Below are 19,141 nucleotides of genomic sequence, written 5' to 3' on the forward strand. Positions count from 1 at the left end.
GATAAGTTTTCTCATTATATCCGGCTCTGCCGCATCTTTTTTCCATATTCTGCACATACTGTGCCTGTCGCAATACGGATTACCCGGTATATCAATAAAAATAGGAGAAATCAACATGGGAAATAATATGGAACTCGATTACGAAATGTTCTGCTACCAGTGTGAGCAGACTGCTAACCAGAAAGGCTGCACCAAGCTCGGTGTATGCGGAAAAACTCCCGAAGTCGCAAATCTGCAGGATCTTTTAATCTTTCAGATCAAGGGCATCAGCTGCTATGCCAGGCCTCTGATCGAAAAAGGCACTCCTATGGATAAAAGTGTTGTCAGCTTCATCGAAAATGTGCTATTTACCACACTTACGAACGTTAATTTTGACGTGGAAGTACATGTCGAACTTTTGCGCGAATCCCAGCGCATCAAAGAAGAACTCCGGGCTTACGCAGGCGCTCCCAGTCAGCCCACGCTTCACGCCACCTACGATCTTCCGCAGACCAAAACCGAGATGCTGCGCGACGCGCCCATCGCCGGTATCATGTATGACAAGTCGCTCGATCCGGACATCCGGTCCCTGCGTCAGACCGTTCTCTACGGACTCAAAGGCATCAGCGCCTACGGGCATCAGGCGAGAGAGCTCGGCTATTACAGCGATGAGGCGGATGATTTCTATATTCTCGCCCTGGAAGCCCTCACGGACGACCGGCTGTCGGTCGAGGAACTGATCCGCCTTACCATGCGCACCGGTGAGATGGCAATCGAAGTCATGAAAAAACTGGACGAAGCCAACACGACCATCTATCAGAACCCAGCCCCGCAAAAAGTCAATGTCCACCTGAAAAAAGGTCCGTTTATCATCGTCTCCGGGCACGATTTAAAAGACCTTGAAATGCTTTTAAAGCAGACGGAGGGAACCGGCATCCATATCTACACCCACGGAGAGATGCTTCCCTGTCACGGTTATCCGGGGCTGAACAAATATCCGCACCTCGCCGGGAATTTCGGCGGTGCCTGGCAGGATCAGCAGAAACAGTTCGACAATCTTCCCGGCTGTATTCTCATGACCACCAACTGCCTGATGCGCCCGCGCGACTCCTACAAAGACCGCATCTACAGCACAAATGTGGTCGGCTGGGACGGTGTGAAGCACATTGGCAAAAACGAGAACGGCGAAAAGGATTTTAGCGCCATCATAGAGCAGGCACTGGAACTCGGCGGCTATCCCGAAGACCAGGACGTACAGGAAATCCTCGTCGGCTTCGGTCACCACGCCACACTGGGCTATGCTGATGCGATCGTGGATGCCGTAAAATCCGGAAAACTGCGCCATTTCTTCCTCATCGGCGGCTGCGACGGAGCGCGCCCCGGACGCAACTATTACACCGAATTCGCCGAGATGGTTCCACAGGACTGCCTCATTATGACCCTCGCCTGCGGCAAGTACCGCTTCAACAAGCTGGACTTCGGGGAGGTGGCGGGTCTTCCGAGGCTCCTCGACATCGGACAGTGCAACGATGTCTACTCTGCCATCCGCATTGCCACTGCTCTCGCCGATGCATTTGGCACGGATGTCAACGGTCTTCCGCTCTCGCTGATTATTTCCTGGTATGAACAGAAAGCCGTCGCTGATCTTCTCGCTCTGTTAAGTCTCGGCATCCATGACATTTATCTCGGTCCCACTCTGCCCGCCTTTTTGAGTCCGAATGTCCTGCAATACCTGACAGACACGTTCCACTTAAAATCCATCAGCAACGCCAGGGACGACATCCGCACCTGCCTCGGACAGGCAGTCTGATTTCCGCAGCTTTAACCGAATTGTTGAATTATATTCTGATTATATACTATATCCTTCTGTCACTACAGCGTCTCTCCCTCCAGGTAGCGATGAGGTAAAATCCGCTGACTGTCTCCTGTCATCTGCTCCACTTCCGGTTCAGCGTCTATCATGGCAAAAAGCATCTCAACGGCACTTTTTGCCACCTCATCCACCACATTGGAGATCGTGGAAAGCTGCGGTGTCACATATGCCAGCGTATCGATATTGTCAAATCCGGTAATGCCGTAATCCACCGGCGCCTTTCTTTTTGCCCGCTTCTGATCCTTCATGATCTCAAGTGCATACTCATCTGCGGTACAGACAAACGCCGTCCGCTTTCCTTCTTTTAATATGGCATCCACTTTCTGCAGGTAATCCCAGGAGAGAATACACTCCGGCCGGAGCGCGGGATAGCGTTTCATCTCTTCCTCATACCCCAGCAGACGCTCCTTGTGAACATACAGATTCTGCCGGTTTTTTGTATCTAACGGCGGGCAGACAAACACGATGCGCTCATAGCCCTTCTCTGCCGCTCTCTGCACTGCCTCCCGCACTGCTGCCCGCTGGTCGATCCCAACAAACGGGATGCCGTCCGCAATCCGGTTATCCACAGAGACAATCGGGCGGTGCAGGGACTCCAGGAATGTCCGGTACGCCTCCCCCTCGTTGACCGAGGAGAGGATGATCCCGTCAACCCGGTAATCCGCAAGTCTTGTCAGCTGCTCGCGCTCCGTCCCGGCATCCCCGCCGTGCAGCGTAATGTTGACGCCGTAGCCGCGGGCATATGCCTCCGTGCTGATCGTCGAGAGCATCTGGGCAAAATAGCGGTTCTTCACGTCCAGCACGACGACACCGATGTTGTACGTCTGTCCCTTAGCCAGTCCGGTGGCAAGGAGATCCGGCCGGTAGCCGTGTTCCTTTGCCACCTGAAGGATCATCTCCTTTGTCTCCGGCTTAATCCGCCCGGTTCCATTTAATGCCCGGTGTATCGTTGTTCTGGAAACGCCGCACAACTGCGCCAGATCTTTTGTCGTGATCGCCATATTTTCCTGCTCCCCGTTTTCTTTCTTTTCAAAAAACTTTCTTCTATTTTAATCGAATCTGAACCATTTGAAAAGAGAGAGGTACAAGTTCCACTGAAATTTCGTTTCCGCTGCAGGAGACGTTTTCCAGTTCCACAGGTGTTACACAGTCATGTTCCTTTTGATTTGTCGCTTTCTTATCCTCGTGAAACAGTGCAATACTTTTTAAAACCGCCTCCGGCTCCATGCCCTGTAAAGAAACGGTCGCCTCGGCACTCTCCTCCATACGGTTTACAAAGAAAACCGTCACTTCATGCTTTTGCCCGTCATAGACGAGCACATGATCCACACAGGGTACCGTCTCAAACGTGCTGCACGCGTAGGTGTCTCCCGTATACCGTGTATCTAACGTCACGCCGTGCGCATACTTCGCCATCAGGGCAAACGGATAATACACCGGCTGCACCCACACACCGCCGTCCTTCTCTGTCATAATGCAGGAGCTGATATTCGTAAGAAGCGACTGGCAGGCGATCTTCACACGATCCGCCCGTTTTATGAAATTCATCAGCATACTTGCAAACAGAAGCGCATCCTCCATGGTATAGATCTGCTCGCTGATCGCAGGTGCCGTCTGCCACGGTGCATCCTCCACCGATTTCTGCACCTGCACGTCGCTCATCGACCAGACGCCCCACTCATCAAAACAGATGTTGATCTTATGTGACATTTTCTTTTTTACCCTCACATAGTCGCAGATGTTTAAGACCGTCTCGATATAGCGCTCCATATCCAGCGACTGTGCCAGAAACTCTGACGTGCCCTTCTCCTGTCCCCCGTAATACTGGTGCAGGGAAATGTAATCGAGGCAGGGATAACAATGTTCCAGTACGGTCTGTTCCCAGTCACCGAACGTCGGATTCGTGGACATCGAACTTCCGCACGCCACCAGCTCGATGGATGGATCTAAGATTTTCATCGCCTTTCCGGTCTCATAGGCAATCCTGCCGTATTCCTCCGCCGTCTTGTGCCCGATCTGCCAGTCTCCGTCCATCTCATTGCCCAGACACCAGGTCCGGATGCCGTACGGCTTTTCATGTCCATTTGCCGCCCGGAGATCACTGTAGTATGTGCCGGTCTCCATATTACAATATTCCAGCACCGCAAGCGCTTCCTCGATTCCCTTGGTCCCAAGATTCACTGCATAGATCGGTGCAACCTCTGCCGCATCCGCCCACTTCATAAATTCATCCAGACCGACCTCGTTTGTCTCAATACTTTTCCACGCCAGATCCCGCTTCCTCGGGCGTTTCTCCACAGGTCCGATCCCGTCCCGCCAGTCATAGTTGGAGACAAAATTGCCCCCAGGATAGCGCACCGCCGTGACCCCCATCTGCCTTACCTTCTGCAGCACATCGCCCCGGAATCCGTTTTCATCTGCAGTCTTATGCGATGGCTCGTAGATGCCGGTGTACACCACTCTTCCCATGTGCTCCACGAAGGAGCCGTAGATACGGTCGTCAATCCTGCCTTTTGTAAATGCCGTATCAGCTTTAATTGTCACATGTCTCATCTTCTCTCTCCTCTGCCTCTATTCTTTCATTCCCGATGTTGCGATTCCTTCCATGAAAAACTTCTGTCCGAACAAAAACAGCAGTAACAGCGGCAGAATCGCAATCACCGTAGCAGCAAGTGTCGGACCATATTTGATCGAATTACTTCCAACCAGAATTGCAAGTCCTGCTGACAGCGTCCGCATTTCCACCGAACTTGTCAGCATCATCGGATAAAGCAGATCGTTCCAGTTATTCATGAAATGATAGATTCCCAGTGTCACAAGTGCCGGCTTTGCAAGCGGCAGAATGATTTTCAGATATATTTTCCACTCTCCCATACCATCAATTTTCGCAGCCTCATCCAGCGATTTTGGTATGCCCGAGAAGAAGGAGGTCAGCATGAAAATACCGTAGGCACTCGCTGCGCGTGGTAGAATCAGTCCTAAGAACGTATTTAAAATTCCAAGCTTATATTCTTCCATATAGAGTGGAATCATCACCACCTGAAACGGAATCATCATCGTGAGCAGGATGATTCCAAAGAGCAGTTTTCTTCCTGTAAATTTCATTCGGGCAAATGCATATGCTGCCATAGAATCAAAAAACAGACTGATGATGGTGACACCCCCTGCAAACACAACCGTGTTAAGCAGCATTCTGGCAATCGGGAGCACTTTCCACACATAGGCAAACTGTGTTGTGACCCACTCTGTCGGGAAAAAGATTGGCGGCCACTTGATGACGTCCGCATCCGACTTGAAGGCGGATACGCCGAGCCAGAACAGTGGAAGCAGCACCAGCGCTGCAAACAACAGAAGTACCAATGTTCCGATCACCCGCTGCGCACTTATTTTTCTCATGTCTCGTCACCTCCCTGGGGGAAAGCATATTTTCTTAAGATCACGGTTATAATCGCAATCATGCAGAACAAATAAACGGCGATTGCTGACGCATATCCGAGATCATACGGCGCTGTCTGAAATCCCCGGTTGTAGATATAACCCACGAGCGTCTCGGTCGCGTACTGCGGGCCGCCTCCCGTCATGACGTAGATCTGATCGAATACCTGCAGCGCCATAATTAACGTCGTCACCACGCAAAAACCGATCGTATCCCGTATACCGGGTATTGTGACATAGAAAAATTTCTGCAGCCCGGTCGCGCCGTCAATCTCCGCCGCCTCATATAACGACTCAGAGACGCCGAGCGCCGCCGCCGAAAGGATGGTAAGCGTATATCCGAACCCTTTCCACACCGTAACAAAAATCACCGTAGGCATCGCCCATGTCGTACTTGAGAGCATGTTTGGCATCGTGATACCGATTTTTCCAAGCAGATATGGCAGCATTCCGTAGTGCGTATTGAGCAGCATCGACCACATGATGCTGACTGCCGTCATAGAACACACATAGGGCAGGTAAAATACGGTTCTCAAAAGCTTGTGCAGTTTTGTATTGCGCAGCATAAACATGAGCAGCAGCAACGCCACGATCATCTGGAGGGGTACCTCAAGCAGTGCGAAATAAAATGTATGAAACGTAGCATTTGCCACACGCTCATCCTGAAACATTTTGATGTAGTTGGCGATTCCGGCGAACGAGATATTTTTCATATAAATATCAATATTCATCAGACTGATCCCGATCGCTCCCGCCAGCGGTATAAATACAAATACGGTAAGTATGAGCAGGGAAGGCGCGATAAACGCATACGCCTTCACCTGATGCTCCATACGGTGTTGTCTCTTTTTTACTTTCATAATTTCCATCCTTTACAGCTTGCAGCTATTTTTGCGTCAGTGACCGTCAGACATCAGTCGGAGATCACCGCGTCCAGCGCGTCCGAAGCCTCCTGTACACTCTGCGTCACGTCTGCCCCGGATAAAATTTTCTCCATCATCGGTTTCATGACATCATTGTCAATCATGCTTCCGCATTCCAGTCCCAGATGCCAGTCACGTCCGATCTCGGATGCCTTGGATACTGCACTTAAGATCTCGTTGTTCTGAATGTCCGCATCCTCAAGAACAGAGTAAGACCATACCGGGAAGCCGTTCCGGTTCGACCACTCTTTTAACACATCATCAGACAGCCAGTATGCCATAAATTTATACACTGCCTCTTTGGTCTGTTCGTCGGCCCCTTTCGTCAGCATGTAAGAGCATCCGCCCTCCGGGGAGTACGCGCCGTCGCTTCCGCCCGGGATCGCCGTGATTCCATAATTCAAACCAAGCTGTGTCAACCCGTTGATGTTCCATGGACCGCTGGTATACATTGCAAGCTGGCCGGACTGGAACATCGTGTCCGCATCCGCTGCGGTGAGTCCCTCCGGGGATACCCCATCCTCCGTCGCAAGCTTCTGAATCCACTCCAGGGTTGCAATATTTTCTTCGGAATTTAAAAGGTTCTGTGTTGCATCCTCATTGATGACATCTCCGCCGTTCGCCCACAGGTACTCGCAGTAATAACCGTAATCGGTCGGAAGTCCCAGTCCATACTGATTCTTAGACGGATCGGTGCAGGCGATCGCCGCCTCGCGCAATTCATCGAGCGTGGTCGGCGGGTTCTCCGGATCAAGACCTGCCTCCGTGAAAAGATCCTTGTTGTAATACAGATACTGCACATTGTACTGCATTGGTACGCCGTAGAGCGCATCGTCTATGTAGGATTTTGCAAGTACATTTTCATAGAAATTACTCTTGTCAATGCCCATCGTATCCCAGAAATCGCTGATATCCTCGATCAGTCCATTCTCCTCATACTGATGAAGATACTCAATGCCCACCAGCACAAACGACGGTCCTGTACCGGTCGATACTGCCGTTGCAAATTTTGTCTGCAAGGTATCATTGTCCATAATATCAATCTGCACCGTAATATTGTCCGTATTGGTTTCATTGTAGTTGTCGATGATTTCACGCAGCACATCTCCGTCTGATCCGGTAAATGGTGCCCACACAGTCAATGTGATTCCTTCTCCCGCAGCACTTCCGCTGTCTTTTTCTGTCTTTGCTGCCTCTGTTGCCGTGCCTGCACTCCCCTGTGCATCCGCTGTCTGGCTGTCTGCTGCTGTGCTGCCGCACCCTGCAAACATGGTCGCTGCCATTGTCATTGCCAGTAATCCCGCCATTGCTCTTTTTTTCATGTTATCCTCCATTCTGCAGACACTTTGTGTCGAGGCAACCACAGATGCAACCTCTGATTTGCACGGGCAATGAATCTGCACCCGTAACGTGTCTTCCATCTCGTTTGCTCTGCGATAAGGGCTCATTTTGTGGTGTCTGCCGCATCAAACAGCCCTGTGCAAAATGCAGTATCGTCCGCATTTTTGCACTACTTCCTCCCCATACATTGTTTTGTTGTGATTTTTTCTGTTTTGCGTACACGTGTACATTTTTGTGTAAAAATATCGTCCGCGCATTTGCGGACTCGTGTACTCAACACACTATTTATTATACCAACAGCATATGATTAGCGCCTATTAGGAAAACACACTGTCAAAGGGGTTTGTAGCGGGGGTTAGCCCGCTACTGCGGTATCTTCCGTAGTGTTGATTTCAATGTACTCGGCAATCTTGCGGAGCTCGTCAGCGAATTTGAATTTCACGCTGATATTGCCGTTTTCATAGACCTTGATATAGTCCACAAGTTCAACCAAGATTTCACGGTTGAGGGCTTCAATGTTCTGATACTTCATAAAGGCTACCAGTGCAGGATGCTCGTTGTCCACACCGTTTGCCAGTTCTGCGCGTTCAGCGTTCAGCCGGGTAAGCACCGCGGAAATATCAGAAGTCTGCCGTTCATAGTCAGCCTTCATATCCCGGTATTCCTGCTGGGTGATTTCACCGTCTTTCCAGTCCTGATAAAGAGATTGCTTGTAGCGTGTTATCTTTGTCAGTTCCCGCTCTTTTGCAGCTATCAGATCGTCCAGTCGGTAGGACTGGCTTTTTTTGATTGGAGCGGAATTGATCTGCGTGACGATTTCCGAGTAGGAAACAGCCAAATGTACCTGATGCTGTACAGCGAACAAAACAGCAGCCTCCAGCCGTTCATGCTTGATTGAGTGCATGGTGCAGGCTGTCCGGGAACGGTTCTTGTAGGTTGAGCAAGAATAATATACATTGTTGTTCTTGCCAACGCATCGGGTAATGGCCCGCCCGCAATCGGCACATTTCAGAAAGCCGCTGAATAAATGTACCTCACGGCCTTTCGGGGAAGTACGGGTATCACGCTGTAAGAGAGCCTGTACCTTGTCGAAAGTTTCATAGTCGATAATGGCCTCATGCGTTCCAGCCACTTCCACCCATTCCTCGCGTGGAACAGCTTCAATCTGGTGTACCTTGTAGCTTTTCACCCGGCTTCGGCCTTGGGCTAAATCCCCGGTGTAGGTCGGATTGGTAAGAATGGAGTGGATCATGCGGACTCCCCACATAGGATCGTCATACCCTCTTGTCGAAACAGGCAAGCCCTTTTGTACCTTGTAAGCCGAGGGGCTCGGTACGCCGTGTTCGTTCAGGTACAGCGCGATAGCACGTTTTGATGACCCTTGAATAAGCATTGTGAAAATGAGTTTGACATTTTCAGCAGCATCGGGATCAACAATCAGCCTGTGCTTGTCCTTTGGGTGCTTTACATAGCCGTAAGGAGCAAATGCTCCGATATACTGGCCGTTGCGCCGTTTGTAATCAAATACCTGCCGGATCTTTTTGGAAGTCTGATAGCAGTAATTATCGTTCATCACGTTTGTAATGGGAACGATGATATTTGAAACGCTGTCGGGGTTCTTGTAGCTGTCCACATTCTCAGCAAGGCTGATAAAGCGAACACCCATTTGAACAAACAGGTTATCGATCAAACTTCCGGCATCGCTATAATTTCGTGCGAAGCGGGACAGGTCTTTTACTATAACGCAGTTGATTTTACCACTCATGACATCCGCCAAGAGCCGTTGAAAATCTTCACGGTTGGCGTCCGTTCCAGTATGACCATCATCCACATATTCCGTGATGCTTTCAAACTCGTCAATGTTTCGTCGGTAAAAATCGTTCAGTAGGTCACGCTGGTTCTTTACGCTGTTGCTATCGTCTTTTCCTTTTTTCAAATCTTCCTTTGAAAGCCGGATATAGATGCCCAGCCGCCAGCGGCGGATTGTGTAAGAGGGAGAGAAACTCTGCTGATACCCTCTGTTTTTTGCTCGTGCCATTGTTCCTCCTTCCCTATCACATTACACTTATATTATAACTCTGTCCGGGGAGGACAACAAGGATGCCTCCGCTTCGGGACACTTTGTCTCGAAGAAGCAAAACGAGCTGTAACCGAAGTTACAGCCCGCTTCTTTGCCGCAGCAGGAAATCCGTCAGCTTATCTTGGAGAGATGGCCCGCTTTCAGCAAATTCAATTTTCACGCCAACACCACCGATGCAAAAGCAGTATGGATTTTTGACAGTCTGCAAAAATCGAGTGATGCGCTCCTTTCGGGAAAGCGCATTGTCAAAGGTCATACCGCTCACATCAGGCAGGGACTCGGCAGCCACCGCGCCAATGTCAACGCTTCTCATTTGTTCAAGTTCCTGTGTAGTTAATTTCACGGTAAACCTCCTTCGCAGATTGATAGAACGCCTCCCTCTGTTTGGTAGGGAAACGCAACAGGCCAGCACCACTGGGATGCTGGCCTGTTGCCTTACTCCACCTTGGGACACTTTGTCTCGAGGTTTATTATAGTTTTTGAATATTAGAGAGCGCCGCACATATTTACTTGGCCTGTCCAAAGACAATCTTTATTTTCTGTGCGGCGCTCTCAACGCAAGTAAAGCGACACGCCCGGAGGAACAGGCAGCCAACCTGTTCAGCGCCGGATCATGGCCTTGGGATGGCCGGGCTCATTTACGATGTTGGTGTTGTTCGCTCAATCTCTTTTTGGAAATGTCACCGCGCACCCACCGTCTGGCTCCCCGAACTTACTCAGGGTTGCCGTTATTCCCTTGCGTTAGGAAGAAAACCTCCTCTCATAAACCGAGACATTTTTTCATCAATTCCAAGTGGGTTAAGATGAAAAAATCAAAAAGTTTTTTTCATGCGTTCAAGGCCACGCTTGATCGACTGGCGAATAGACTCCTCATGTACGCCCTCGGCCTCGGCAATTTCCTTAATCGACTTGCCAAGAATGATATGTGCGTCAATTCTGCGGCCCTGAATCTCCGGCAGAGAATTGAGAGCGTTCCACAGACGAAGAAAGGTTTCCATTCGTTCAAGGAGCTCCTGCGGGGTCGGCTCATGCAGGCAAGCGGAATATTCAATCCCGTCATCGCAGTCCAAAGAATACTGCGCCTTGTGCCGGGAGAGCCGCCGCTGGTAGGCCATTTCATAGCGGGCATCGGCCTTGAATACCTCGGCCACCTCGTCAGAAACTTCGATAAGCTGATCCTGCGTGTACCAATAATAAAAATCTTTCAGATTGATAGTAGTCATCGTAAAATCCTCCATTTCAGTTTGTTCGGGGTTGGTCGGAAACGAAATGGAGTAACGGCGGAGAACGGCACCGCACCTCGGGACACTTTGTCTCGAAGTCTGGAAAGCAAAATGCGCCTGCGCGACACAAAGCCGCACAAGCGCATGAAAATATATTATCGGTTATGTACTGTTTAATTTCACATTCAAAGCCGGACTGCTCCGATGGAGGGGCTACGCTTTTTTTAGCTGGTGCAGATCATGGATACTGCGAAACAAAAAGAAGGACACGGTAAATTAACCTCCAATCGGCTACCGTGTCCCTGCAAGTCGTCATAGGATTGTGTAAACGCAAAGAAACGGCGGCTCTGAAAATCAAAGCCGCCGTTTCATAGGCGCGTGAAAATGTGTCTGCTCTGCGACGGCTTTTTTTCTTTTGCCGTCGCGCGGCAGATTAACATATGAAACTATAATTCATTGATGGTTGCAGTAATCGACATATTGCGAATTCGTTTTGCCGGAGCATATACAGCTGCGATTGCCGCAATCGAGACAAACAGAAGAATAATGCCCAAAGAGATAATTGGGAACTGCCACACAGCAGATGGAAAATGCCCTGCAATAAGGAAATCATACAGCGATTTGCTAAGCGGCAAGCCAATAGCACAACCAACAACGCACCCCAAAACAGCATAGGTGAAGGCTTCACAGGCAATCATTTTCGTCATTTGCCGTTCATCCATTCCTACTGCCCGCATAGCTCCATATTGCTTCATTCTGGCAGACACACTCATGGAAATGCTATTGACAATGTTCATTACCGTTACCAGTGCAATAATTGCCAAAAACGCATAAACACAGAAAACAAAAGCCATATAAGTTCCCGTAGTGCGCTCGTCGCGTTTATCTCGAAAGCTATATGTTTGATCTACGGAATTCTGGATTGCCTGAACATTTTCGTCCGTAACATCTCCCGTTGTTTGTATCAGCACAAGAGAATAACCTTCCTCTCCTGTCAAACGGACAAATGTTTCATCAGAGGTAATCAATGTGAGCTTTCCATTTGTCAATCCATTCTCACTAAATGGGTCGTTTTTTAACAGTCCGGCTATGGTAAGGGTTTCATCCCCAATCTGAACAGTGTCACCGATTTTCCATGTGCTGTCCTGATCGGATGTTGCCAAAACAAAATTGCTGTCCCCAAAAACTTTGGACAGATCACTCCCCCTTTTCAAAGCACTGTCTTTTTTCAGACATTGTAAATCAAAATCATCATAAGAAATCATGTCGGTTGTACCGGAAAATCCGGTATCGCTATTTAATCTGGCAGGAACATCAAACGCGCTACGCCGCCCGTAAACCTCTCTCACTCCATCCATTGCACGGATGGATGTAAGCAATTCCCGAGGAATCGCATTACCGTCATCACTTGCAATATCAATATCTGATGTGGCAGCTGACTGAGGTATCAAATAATCCACAAAATCGATCATAACGGAAAAACTCAAAAATAAGATGATACTAAGTGCAAAAGAACCTGTCATCAGAAATAAATTTTTCTTCCCGGAGACCGCATGGTCGATACCGAGAAGCGCTTCAATCTTTCCGAATCCTGTATACTGGCAATGATGCATTGTTTTTCCGTGGTCTGCATTTCCAGACACCGCTGTGATAGGAGATACTTTCGCGGCATGTTTCGCCGGAGCATTTGCGGCAATCAGTACAGTAATCAGTCCCACAAAGATACCGCAAGCAATGCCAAAAATACTAATGCCAAAGAGAGGAATATCAGAAAATTCTTCTTTGACTACAAAACGCAGTACCGCGCAAAGTCCCCATGTAGTAACAACCCCTAAAACAAGACCGATGGGTACAGCCGTTTTGCACCAGTTCAATGCCTCCAGACGAACAAACCGAATAATCTGCTGCTTACTCATACCAATGCAACGCATCATTCCAAAAAATTTAGTTCTCTGGGCAACGCTGCTGTTCATGCTGCTGGAAATCATCAAAACGCCTGCAATCAAAATCAGCAGGAACAGAACAACCGCAACAGAAAGAAGGGTTTGCCCCATGGAACTGCCGAGCAAGTCTCCAATAGAGAAACTTCCATGCTTACCAACCAATCGGGCCTGTTCCATCCGAAAACCCATTTCTGCCATACTGAATACTGCTGTTACCATAAACACAGCAAATACAATGCAAAGCAGCGTCATACGATTTTGTCGGCGGTGAACTTTAGCGGAGATGGGAATAAGACTAAGATAGCTTTTCATTCACGGCACCTCCCAAAATCAGTCAAAGTACCATCCGATACCTGTAATACCCGGTCTGCCGTTTGCGCAATACTGCGGTTGTGGGTAATCATAATGATGGTCTGCTCGTATTTTTTCGATGTTTCTTTGAGCAATGCTATGACCTCACTGCTGTTTTGTGAGTCCAAATTTCCTGTTGGCTCGTCTGCCAGAATCAGAGAAGGACGGGTAATCAATGCGCGGCCAATCGCCACTCTCTGCTGCTGGCCGCCGGATAACTGGCTCGGCAAATGGTTACGGCGTTCTTTCAGATTAAGAACAGTAAGCAGTTCTTCCAGATATTTTTTGTCCGGCTTCTGATAGTCAAGCAGTACAGGAAAAATAATATTTTGCTCTACCGTAAGCTCTGGCACAAGGTTGAACGCCTGAAAAATAAATCCGATATTTCTGCGACGGAAGACGGTCAACTTCTTGTCGTTCATAGAAAAAATATCCTTGCCGTCAATCAATACCTTACCCGACGTAGGCGTGTCCAATGCGCCGATCATATTCAGCAACGTACTTTTACCAGAACCGGATTCTCCAACGATTGCCACATATTCTCCTTTGGGAACAGAAAAACTAACATCTTTCAAAGCCTTGACTGTGGTTTCTCCGCTGCCATAGGTTTTACAAATATTTTTGACTTCTAATAAGTTCATCGTGCAAACACCTCTTTCTCAATGATTTTGCTGTCGTAAACGGGTAAACTTTCGTTCCTGTTTACGATGGAAAGAATAGCACCCTAATATTACTGTAGCCCTACAACCAGCCTACAATTTTGTAGGAATTGGGAAGTTCATTATAAAACTCGTTCCAATTCCTAATTCACTTTCCACTTCTATTAGGCCTCCATGAGCTTCGATAATCGCTTTTGCCAACGGCAGGCCAAGCCCGATCCCCTGTGTATCCTTTGAAAAACGGCTGCGATAAAACCTTTTGAAGATATGGTGTAAATCTTCTGGATGAATTCCGCACCCGTTATCCTTTATTGTGATTTGAACAGCGGAGGGTAGTGCCGTCCATTTGATGTAAATGGTATCGCCCTTTCCTGTATGGTCAAGTGCATTTTTTACAATATTGCCAATCGCTTCGCCCAACCAATCACGGTCACAGAAAAGAGAAATATCATCTGCACCAGATAATACGATTTCTTTCTGTTCCTGCTTGGCACGATATGCAAAGTGTAGCTCCAAATCCTGCATCATATCCGCTACATTTTCTATTTCCTTTTCAAATGCAATAGAACCAGCGTCCAACTTTGTGATTTTGAGAAGGTTTTGCACCAGCACTTCAATACGGTCCAACTCCTGCTCGGACAGATTAGCAAATTCTTTCACAGAGGACACTTCTATATCCTCGTCCTGAAGCAGTCCGTTATAAATGTTCAGAGCTGCCAGTGGTGTTTTCAGTTGGTGTGAAATGTCGGAGATTGTATTTTTCAAAAACTCTTTCTCTCGCAACTCGTTATCTGCATGGGCATTTAACACTGCCGCTAAAGAATTGATGGAATGAAACAGACGGTACAATTCGCCCTCATTGTCACATTCAATACGGGCATTGCGATCACCATCAAGATACGCATTGATTTGTAATATCGCCTGCTCCATGATCTGATTTTGCCGATTAAAATATACAAAGCAGACTGCCCATACAGCACCGCCAGCCAATAGAAAAAGGATTAGCAATAACAGAGAAAGCCGGCGATATGACAGCCACAGAAAAACCTCGGCTAAGAGAAATGTAATCCCAAAAACCAGTGAAAGCGAAAGAAATAGATTTTTGATTTCTTTATTTGCCAGTATCTTCATTCTGCACCTCACCCGATAATATTCCATTTATATCCCATACCTCGAACAGTCAGGAGCATTTGTGGTTCACTTGGATTATCCTCGATCTTCATACGAAGCCGACGCATATAGACCGTAAGGGTACTACTGTCGATATAATTCCCGTCGCAATCCCATAGCTTATCTAAAATTTGTCCCTTTGTCAGCACCATGCTTGGGTTTCGCATAAACAAGCACAGTAGCTTGTATTCCGCGGCAGTCAAATCCAACAGCACCCCATTTTTGAAAACCTGTCCTTGCAGCAAAAGAACCTTGATGCCATTCGACTGCAATTCTGTGTCTGCTGCTTGAAAAGAATTTGCACGTCGAAGTAAGGCGTTAATCCTTGAAACGAGAACCCCCAGTTTGAACGGTTTTGTGATATAGTCATCACCTCCAATATCCAGCCCCATAATAATACTTGTTTCCTCATCCGAAGCCGTCAGAAAAATAATTGGCACCTTTGATGTAAGTCGAACTCTTTTGCAAAAGTCAAAGCCAGACCCATCTGGCAGAGATATGTCCAACACCAACAAATCATATTTTCCGTCTGTCCACAATTTCTCCGCTTCTTTGAGCGTTCTGGCGATATTTAATTCAAATCCCTGCTTTTTGAAAGCAAAAGAAAGCCCGTTGATCAGGCTTAGATCATCTTCAAGAAGTAATATATTACTCATACTTTTCTGCCTTTCCTTGTTTTGTTCGACCATCAATCGGCTTTTCCGCATCCTTTGGAATTAGCCAGATAGTTGCCATCTTTACAGCGCCGGGGATACGCCCAGCAGCGCAATAGTAATTTACTCTACGAGGTGTCACGCCCCATTTTTCGGCGGCCTCTTTTAGTGTCATATAATCCATTCTGCACCTCCATAGAGTATATTATAGTTCTTCGACTCGAACAATACAAGTTTGGGAAGAAAAGAATATGAAATTAAATAGTCAGTAGTATGAAATACACAATCGTTCAAATAATATCACATGAAATGTAAAATCATATCAGGTGATGTTATGAAGATAGAACGAGATGAAAGACGCTTTGATTTTCACGATATAGGGCTCGCCATCAAGCGTGCAAGAGAAGCCAGCGGCATGACACAGGAGCAACTGGCCTATATTGTTGACCGCGCTCCGCGTACCATTATGTATAACGAAAATGACGGCCAGCATCCAAGCCTCAACACCTTTTATCAGATGGTCACAATGTTTGATATATCGGTGGATCAATACTTTTACCCGTCCCAAAATAGCGGGAGCGAGTGCAGAAAGCGGATTGATGCCATGTTGAACGCCTTGGACGAAAGAGAATTGAAAATCGTTGAAGCTACAATCCAAGCAATGAAAGCATCGAAAGAAACGGAGGAAACGTAAAAGAAAGCGTAACCTCCGTTTTTTGCGCCATGTTGCGGGTTGCGCGTTTTGGCAAGCAATTCGGGTGTGGCCACACTCCGAAATTTTTGCAGGGCGCAGGGCCCGCAAAAATGCTTGTTGGGGAGCTCCCCAAACCCGCTGTACTTCGGGACAAATTGTCCCAAAGTCCCGGTGCGCTGCACCGTAGTCTGCGGCCCGTCACTATCGTTCCTGGGCCTTATTTTCACGCTCGTCTGTTATGCCGAGCAGATGATCAATGTTCGCTTTTACCGCCACGGCCTCCCGCATTTGCCGCTGGGCTTCCCGGTATTCTGCATAAAGCTCTTTCTTTTGTCCCGCCAGCTCACGGCGGGATTTTTTTAGTATTTCAATCTTAGGGAGTTTTGCGCCGTTCAGTATGGTGTTCATAGTATCCTTTGCCGCCCGGTAAGTGGCAAGCTCCGCTTCGTGCTGGGCCAGATACTTTTTGCTGTACCGCGCAGCTTTGTATCCATCAAACACCGGGCGAGTCTTGGCATAGTCCACCGTGGCAGCCATCAGCTCCGAGGTTTTGGAAAGAGCCTCCTCCGTTGTGCGGAGCTCGTCAGACAGCTTGTGAAAGTGATCCACCGCAGCCTCGGTGCTGGCCGTCAGTGCCGCATAGTCTGTCAGATGATGCTCCTGCAAATACTGGAGCGCGGCGGCCATTTGTTTTAGGTTGTAGACCTTGGCCCATCGTTCATAGGCCGGGCCCTTGCCTTGGGCCATACGCTCTTGAATGTCGATGATGAGATTAACTCGCCGTGGCGGAACCGTGGGCTCCTCGGGCAGTTCGGGGAGTGGACGTTCCCCGGCAATTACCGCCTTGATGTCCTCCGGGTCAAATCCAACTCCAAGTGTAGAAGCCCGGAGCCGGGTCGGTTTTTCCTGCCCGGGTGCAAGGAATGAGATGACACCGCCCCGCCCATGTTTCACCGCAAAGCCGGACTCCTCCATGAGACGAAGAAAGTCGGCAAAGTCCGTGGGCTTTTTCTCCAAAGCGGCGAGAACAGCCAGCCGCACCCGCTGCTTGGCAGAGGGTGGCTTTTCTCCGATCCACTGTCCATAGTGGAGAAAACGACCCTTGCTGTGCTGGCACGGATTTTGGATAACAGACAATTCATGTTCGATGCACACGCGGTCAGAGAGCCGCCGCAGGGCAAAGGACGAACCAATGAAATTATGAAATTTCCGGGAGCGGTCAAAGGCCGTTGCGTTAAAATAAATGTGATTGTGGATATGGGCCTTATCGGTATGCGTACAGACAAAGAATTGATGCTTTCCCTTTGTCCAGCGCATCGCCGTTTCATAACCGATACGGTTTGCTTCTTCCACCGTAACCTCCCCGGGCAGAAACGCCTGCCGGATCTGAAAGAACAGTGCCCCGCGAGATACGGCCCGGCCTGTCTCTGCATGGTATTGACTTTTTACCAGAAGAAACTCGGCGGGAGCCGTGTTCGGATCGCAGAGATAGGAAGATACGGCTCCCAGCTTTTCCGGGTTCAGGCCATAGGTGAAACGATCCTCCATCGTTTGAATTGCACTTTTTCCCGCCGCTGTTTTATAAGGGCGGATGTAGGTGGTCGCCGTAGAAATCCCTCCTTCCGGCAAACAGTATTTTTACTTTGGGACACTTTGTCCCGAAGTAGAAAAAGCCGGGGAGCGGTATCAACCACTCCCCGGATGGGTCAGAGCTCTACCAGCGCGGAGAGCTGTTTCAAAAGATCAGACAGCGGCCCCCACAACGCGGCATAGTCCCGCTGTAAGGCTGCGAGTTCTTCGGGATAAATCGCGCCGTAGGTGTTGGCTTGAATTGCCACTTGGTTCAGATTGTTGGAGCATCGCCGCTGGAGCGAAACCAGCTCACGAACAGGCGAAAGGTCAACATGAAGCACATACCCACTCAGGGCCATTTTCCGCATATAGGCTCCCATGTTACGGATGCCAGCCTCCGCCATACGTTCTTGAATCAGGGCCTGCTCCTCCTCCGACACCATCACATGAAGATGGATCGGACGGCGGCGTTTCTTTGTCATCGCTCCTCACGCTCCCGGCTGCGGCAGGCGCGGGGCGGCTCCTTTACCTTATCCAGCGGCTTTTCCTGTTCGTCTGCCGGAACAGGGTGCGGCAAATGAAATTCACGGTGCAGGCGCAGCACCTCCAGTACAGACAATTCCTGTTCACGTTTCTTTTCCATATACGTACCTCCTTATCTATCGCCACGGTCAGGCTGCCTCCGTTGGGGAGCCGGAGCCTCCGAGCCGCGATCTGCCTCCGCCAACTTTGCCGCATTTTTCATCTGCTCGGCAATCGGACGGGGCCTGTCGGGATTATCAGGCGCAGGACGCAGCTCATAGTCGGATGCCTGTTTTTCCGTTAGCGGGCGGGTATAGGTAAGATAGCCCCAAGCCAAGAACGAGCCATTTTCCACCGGGATGCGCTGATCGTAATTGAAGATTTCATCCGGCTTGTTATAAGGCGGCTTCGGGAATGTCCCGATGTCCACAGGCCGCTGGGTCGAATAATACTTGTAAAGGCCGGGAGCCTCGGTCTGCCTGATCCCGACGTTATAAATACGCTGATAGTCCTGCACCCGGTCTGTGAAATCCTGTTCCATCGCGGTGCGGTCATTTCCATAGTGACCCCATTCATACTGCCGCTGGCCGTCCCTGTCATCATAGCAGGCCCATGTGACATAGCGGGATGGCGCGGTGGGATGTTCGCCCAATGCAAATCCTCGTCCATTTTCCAGCATGACCGCCTTCAAAATGGCGTAGCCTTGATTTTTGTCCATAGTAC

The 19,141-nt window shown here is 49.0% G+C and carries 19 protein-coding genes; 2 read left to right on the forward strand and 17 right to left on the reverse strand.

Going from position 1 to position 19,141, the window contains the following annotated elements; genetic code table 11:
• Window positions 1–115: 115 nt before the first annotated feature.
• The gene (gene hcp, locus RHOM_RS09965; protein WP_014080190.1) at window positions 116–1,789 is read left to right on the forward strand and encodes a hydroxylamine reductase; all 1,674 of its coding nucleotides are present in this window, start codon (window positions 116–118) and stop codon (window positions 1,787–1,789) included.
• 62 nt (window positions 1,790–1,851) lie between these two features.
• On the opposite strand, the gene RHOM_RS09970 is transcribed toward hcp, so the two are convergent.
• The 13 genes from RHOM_RS09970 to RHOM_RS10030 all read right to left on the reverse strand — a co-directional run bounded on the left by RHOM_RS09970 (window position 1,852) and on the right by RHOM_RS10030 (window position 15,814).
• Window positions 1,852–2,853 (reverse strand): LacI family DNA-binding transcriptional regulator, encoded by a 1,002-nt coding sequence (locus RHOM_RS09970; RefSeq protein WP_014080191.1) that lies wholly within the window; start codon window positions 2,851–2,853, stop codon window positions 1,852–1,854.
• Window positions 2,854–2,896: 43 nt separating this feature from the next.
• Window positions 2,897–4,405: an arabinosylfuranosidase ArfA gene (gene arfA, locus RHOM_RS09975; RefSeq protein ID WP_014080192.1), complete on the reverse strand. Its 1,509-nt coding sequence runs from the start codon at window positions 4,403–4,405 to the stop codon at window positions 2,897–2,899.
• 18 nt (window positions 4,406–4,423) lie between these two features.
• Complete coding sequence (locus tag RHOM_RS09980; protein WP_014080193.1) at window positions 4,424–5,248, reverse strand: carbohydrate ABC transporter permease; 825 nt, start codon at window positions 5,246–5,248, stop codon at window positions 4,424–4,426.
• On the reverse strand, window positions 5,245–6,147 hold the full coding sequence (locus tag RHOM_RS09985) for a carbohydrate ABC transporter permease (protein ID WP_118098152.1): 903 nt from the start codon (window positions 6,145–6,147) through the stop codon (window positions 5,245–5,247). The genes RHOM_RS09980 and RHOM_RS09985 overlap by 4 nt, the downstream gene beginning before the upstream one ends.
• 53 nt (window positions 6,148–6,200) lie before the next feature.
• Window positions 6,201–7,532: an ABC transporter substrate-binding protein gene (locus tag RHOM_RS09990; RefSeq protein ID WP_014080195.1), complete on the reverse strand. Its 1,332-nt coding sequence runs from the start codon at window positions 7,530–7,532 to the stop codon at window positions 6,201–6,203.
• A gap of 374 nt (window positions 7,533–7,906) precedes the next feature.
• Window positions 7,907–9,589, reverse strand: a complete 1,683-nt coding sequence (locus RHOM_RS09995; RefSeq protein WP_014080196.1) for a recombinase family protein — start codon at window positions 9,587–9,589, stop codon at window positions 7,907–7,909.
• Window positions 9,590–9,707: 118 nt separating this feature from the next.
• Complete coding sequence (locus RHOM_RS10000) at window positions 9,708–9,974, reverse strand: DUF6870 family protein (protein WP_014080197.1); 267 nt, start codon at window positions 9,972–9,974, stop codon at window positions 9,708–9,710.
• A 469-nt stretch (window positions 9,975–10,443) separates the two neighbouring features.
• Window positions 10,444–10,854: a sigma-70 family RNA polymerase sigma factor gene (locus tag RHOM_RS10005; protein ID WP_014080198.1), complete on the reverse strand. Its 411-nt coding sequence runs from the start codon at window positions 10,852–10,854 to the stop codon at window positions 10,444–10,446.
• A 446-nt stretch (window positions 10,855–11,300) separates the two neighbouring features.
• Window positions 11,301–13,109 carry an ABC transporter permease gene (locus tag RHOM_RS10010; RefSeq protein WP_014080199.1) on the reverse strand — a complete coding sequence of 603 codons (1,809 nt, stop codon included), beginning with the start codon at window positions 13,107–13,109 and terminating at the stop codon, window positions 11,301–11,303.
• Entirely contained in the window at window positions 13,106–13,789 is a 684-nt protein-coding gene (locus RHOM_RS10015; protein ID WP_014080200.1) for an ABC transporter ATP-binding protein, read from the reverse strand. The genes RHOM_RS10010 and RHOM_RS10015 overlap by 4 nt, the downstream gene beginning before the upstream one ends.
• A gap of 111 nt (window positions 13,790–13,900) precedes the next feature.
• On the reverse strand, window positions 13,901–14,938 hold the full coding sequence (locus RHOM_RS10020) for a sensor histidine kinase (protein WP_014080201.1): 1,038 nt from the start codon (window positions 14,936–14,938) through the stop codon (window positions 13,901–13,903).
• 8 nt (window positions 14,939–14,946) lie between these two features.
• Window positions 14,947–15,633, reverse strand: coding sequence for a response regulator transcription factor (locus RHOM_RS10025; RefSeq protein WP_014080202.1), 687 nt, complete (start codon window positions 15,631–15,633; stop codon window positions 14,947–14,949).
• Window positions 15,626–15,814 carry a helix-turn-helix domain-containing protein gene (locus RHOM_RS10030; protein WP_014080203.1) on the reverse strand — a complete coding sequence of 63 codons (189 nt, stop codon included), beginning with the start codon at window positions 15,812–15,814 and terminating at the stop codon, window positions 15,626–15,628. The genes RHOM_RS10025 and RHOM_RS10030 overlap by 8 nt, the downstream gene beginning before the upstream one ends.
• 150 nt (window positions 15,815–15,964) lie before the next feature.
• Here RHOM_RS10030 and RHOM_RS10035 point away from each other — a divergent pair, with 150 nt between their 5' ends.
• Window positions 15,965–16,324 carry a helix-turn-helix domain-containing protein gene (locus RHOM_RS10035; protein WP_014080204.1) on the forward strand — a complete coding sequence of 120 codons (360 nt, stop codon included), beginning with the start codon at window positions 15,965–15,967 and terminating at the stop codon, window positions 16,322–16,324.
• A gap of 201 nt (window positions 16,325–16,525) precedes the next feature.
• On the opposite strand, the gene RHOM_RS10040 is transcribed toward RHOM_RS10035, so the two are convergent.
• From RHOM_RS10040 to RHOM_RS10050, 4 genes are all read right to left on the reverse strand, one after another.
• Complete coding sequence (locus RHOM_RS10040) at window positions 16,526–17,872, reverse strand: relaxase/mobilization nuclease domain-containing protein (RefSeq protein ID WP_044024667.1); 1,347 nt, start codon at window positions 17,870–17,872, stop codon at window positions 16,526–16,528.
• A 158-nt stretch (window positions 17,873–18,030) separates the two neighbouring features.
• The gene (locus tag RHOM_RS10045; protein WP_014080206.1) at window positions 18,031–18,378 is read right to left on the reverse strand and encodes a plasmid mobilization protein; all 348 of its coding nucleotides are present in this window, start codon (window positions 18,376–18,378) and stop codon (window positions 18,031–18,033) included.
• Complete coding sequence (locus tag RHOM_RS17695; protein WP_014080207.1) at window positions 18,375–18,539, reverse strand: hypothetical protein; 165 nt, start codon at window positions 18,537–18,539, stop codon at window positions 18,375–18,377. The genes RHOM_RS10045 and RHOM_RS17695 overlap by 4 nt, the downstream gene beginning before the upstream one ends.
• Window positions 18,540–18,551: 12 nt before the next feature.
• Window positions 18,552–19,136 (reverse strand): defense against restriction DarA-related protein, encoded by a 585-nt coding sequence (locus RHOM_RS10050; RefSeq protein ID WP_014080208.1) that lies wholly within the window; start codon window positions 19,134–19,136, stop codon window positions 18,552–18,554.
• Window positions 19,137–19,141 lie beyond the last annotated feature (5 nt).

Origin of the sequence: Roseburia hominis A2-183 (assembly GCF_000225345.1) — a bacterium.
In the GTDB taxonomy this organism is placed as follows: domain Bacteria; phylum Bacillota; class Clostridia; order Lachnospirales; family Lachnospiraceae; genus Roseburia; species Roseburia hominis.

Coding starts and splice junctions, on each gene's coding strand:
- RHOM_RS09970 (WP_014080191.1), bottom strand. CDS start 2,853: ATGGCGATCACGACAAAAGATCTGGCGCAGTTGTGCGGCGTTTCCAGA.
- RHOM_RS10035 (WP_014080204.1), top strand. CDS start 15,965: ATGAAGATAGAACGAGATGAAAGACGCTTTGATTTTCACGATATAGGG.
- RHOM_RS10045 (WP_014080206.1), bottom strand. CDS start 18,378: ATGACAAAGAAACGCCGCCGTCCGATCCATCTTCATGTGATGGTGTCG.
- RHOM_RS17695 (WP_014080207.1), bottom strand. CDS start 18,539: ATGGAAAAGAAACGTGAACAGGAATTGTCTGTACTGGAGGTGCTGCGC.
- RHOM_RS09990 (WP_014080195.1), bottom strand. CDS start 7,532: ATGAAAAAAAGAGCAATGGCGGGATTACTGGCAATGACAATGGCAGCG.
- RHOM_RS10025 (WP_014080202.1), bottom strand. CDS start 15,633: ATGAGTAATATATTACTTCTTGAAGATGATCTAAGCCTGATCAACGGG.
- RHOM_RS10010 (WP_014080199.1), bottom strand. CDS start 13,109: ATGAAAAGCTATCTTAGTCTTATTCCCATCTCCGCTAAAGTTCACCGC.
- RHOM_RS10005 (WP_014080198.1), bottom strand. CDS start 10,854: ATGACTACTATCAATCTGAAAGATTTTTATTATTGGTACACGCAGGAT.
- RHOM_RS10050 (WP_014080208.1), bottom strand. CDS start 19,136: ATGGACAAAAATCAAGGCTACGCCATTTTGAAGGCGGTCATGCTGGAA.
- RHOM_RS10030 (WP_014080203.1), bottom strand. CDS start 15,814: ATGGATTATATGACACTAAAAGAGGCCGCCGAAAAATGGGGCGTGACA.
- RHOM_RS10020 (WP_014080201.1), bottom strand. CDS start 14,938: ATGAAGATACTGGCAAATAAAGAAATCAAAAATCTATTTCTTTCGCTT.
- RHOM_RS09985 (WP_118098152.1), bottom strand. CDS start 6,147: ATGAAAGTAAAAAAGAGACAACACCGTATGGAGCATCAGGTGAAGGCG.
- RHOM_RS10015 (WP_014080200.1), bottom strand. CDS start 13,789: ATGAACTTATTAGAAGTCAAAAATATTTGTAAAACCTATGGCAGCGGA.
- arfA (WP_014080192.1), bottom strand. CDS start 4,405: ATGAGACATGTGACAATTAAAGCTGATACGGCATTTACAAAAGGCAGG.
- RHOM_RS10040 (WP_044024667.1), bottom strand. CDS start 17,872: ATGGAGGATCGTTTCACCTATGGCCTGAACCCGGAAAAGCTGGGAGCC.
- RHOM_RS09995 (WP_014080196.1), bottom strand. CDS start 9,589: ATGGCACGAGCAAAAAACAGAGGGTATCAGCAGAGTTTCTCTCCCTCT.
- hcp (WP_014080190.1), top strand. CDS start 116: ATGGGAAATAATATGGAACTCGATTACGAAATGTTCTGCTACCAGTGT.
- RHOM_RS09980 (WP_014080193.1), bottom strand. CDS start 5,248: ATGAGAAAAATAAGTGCGCAGCGGGTGATCGGAACATTGGTACTTCTG.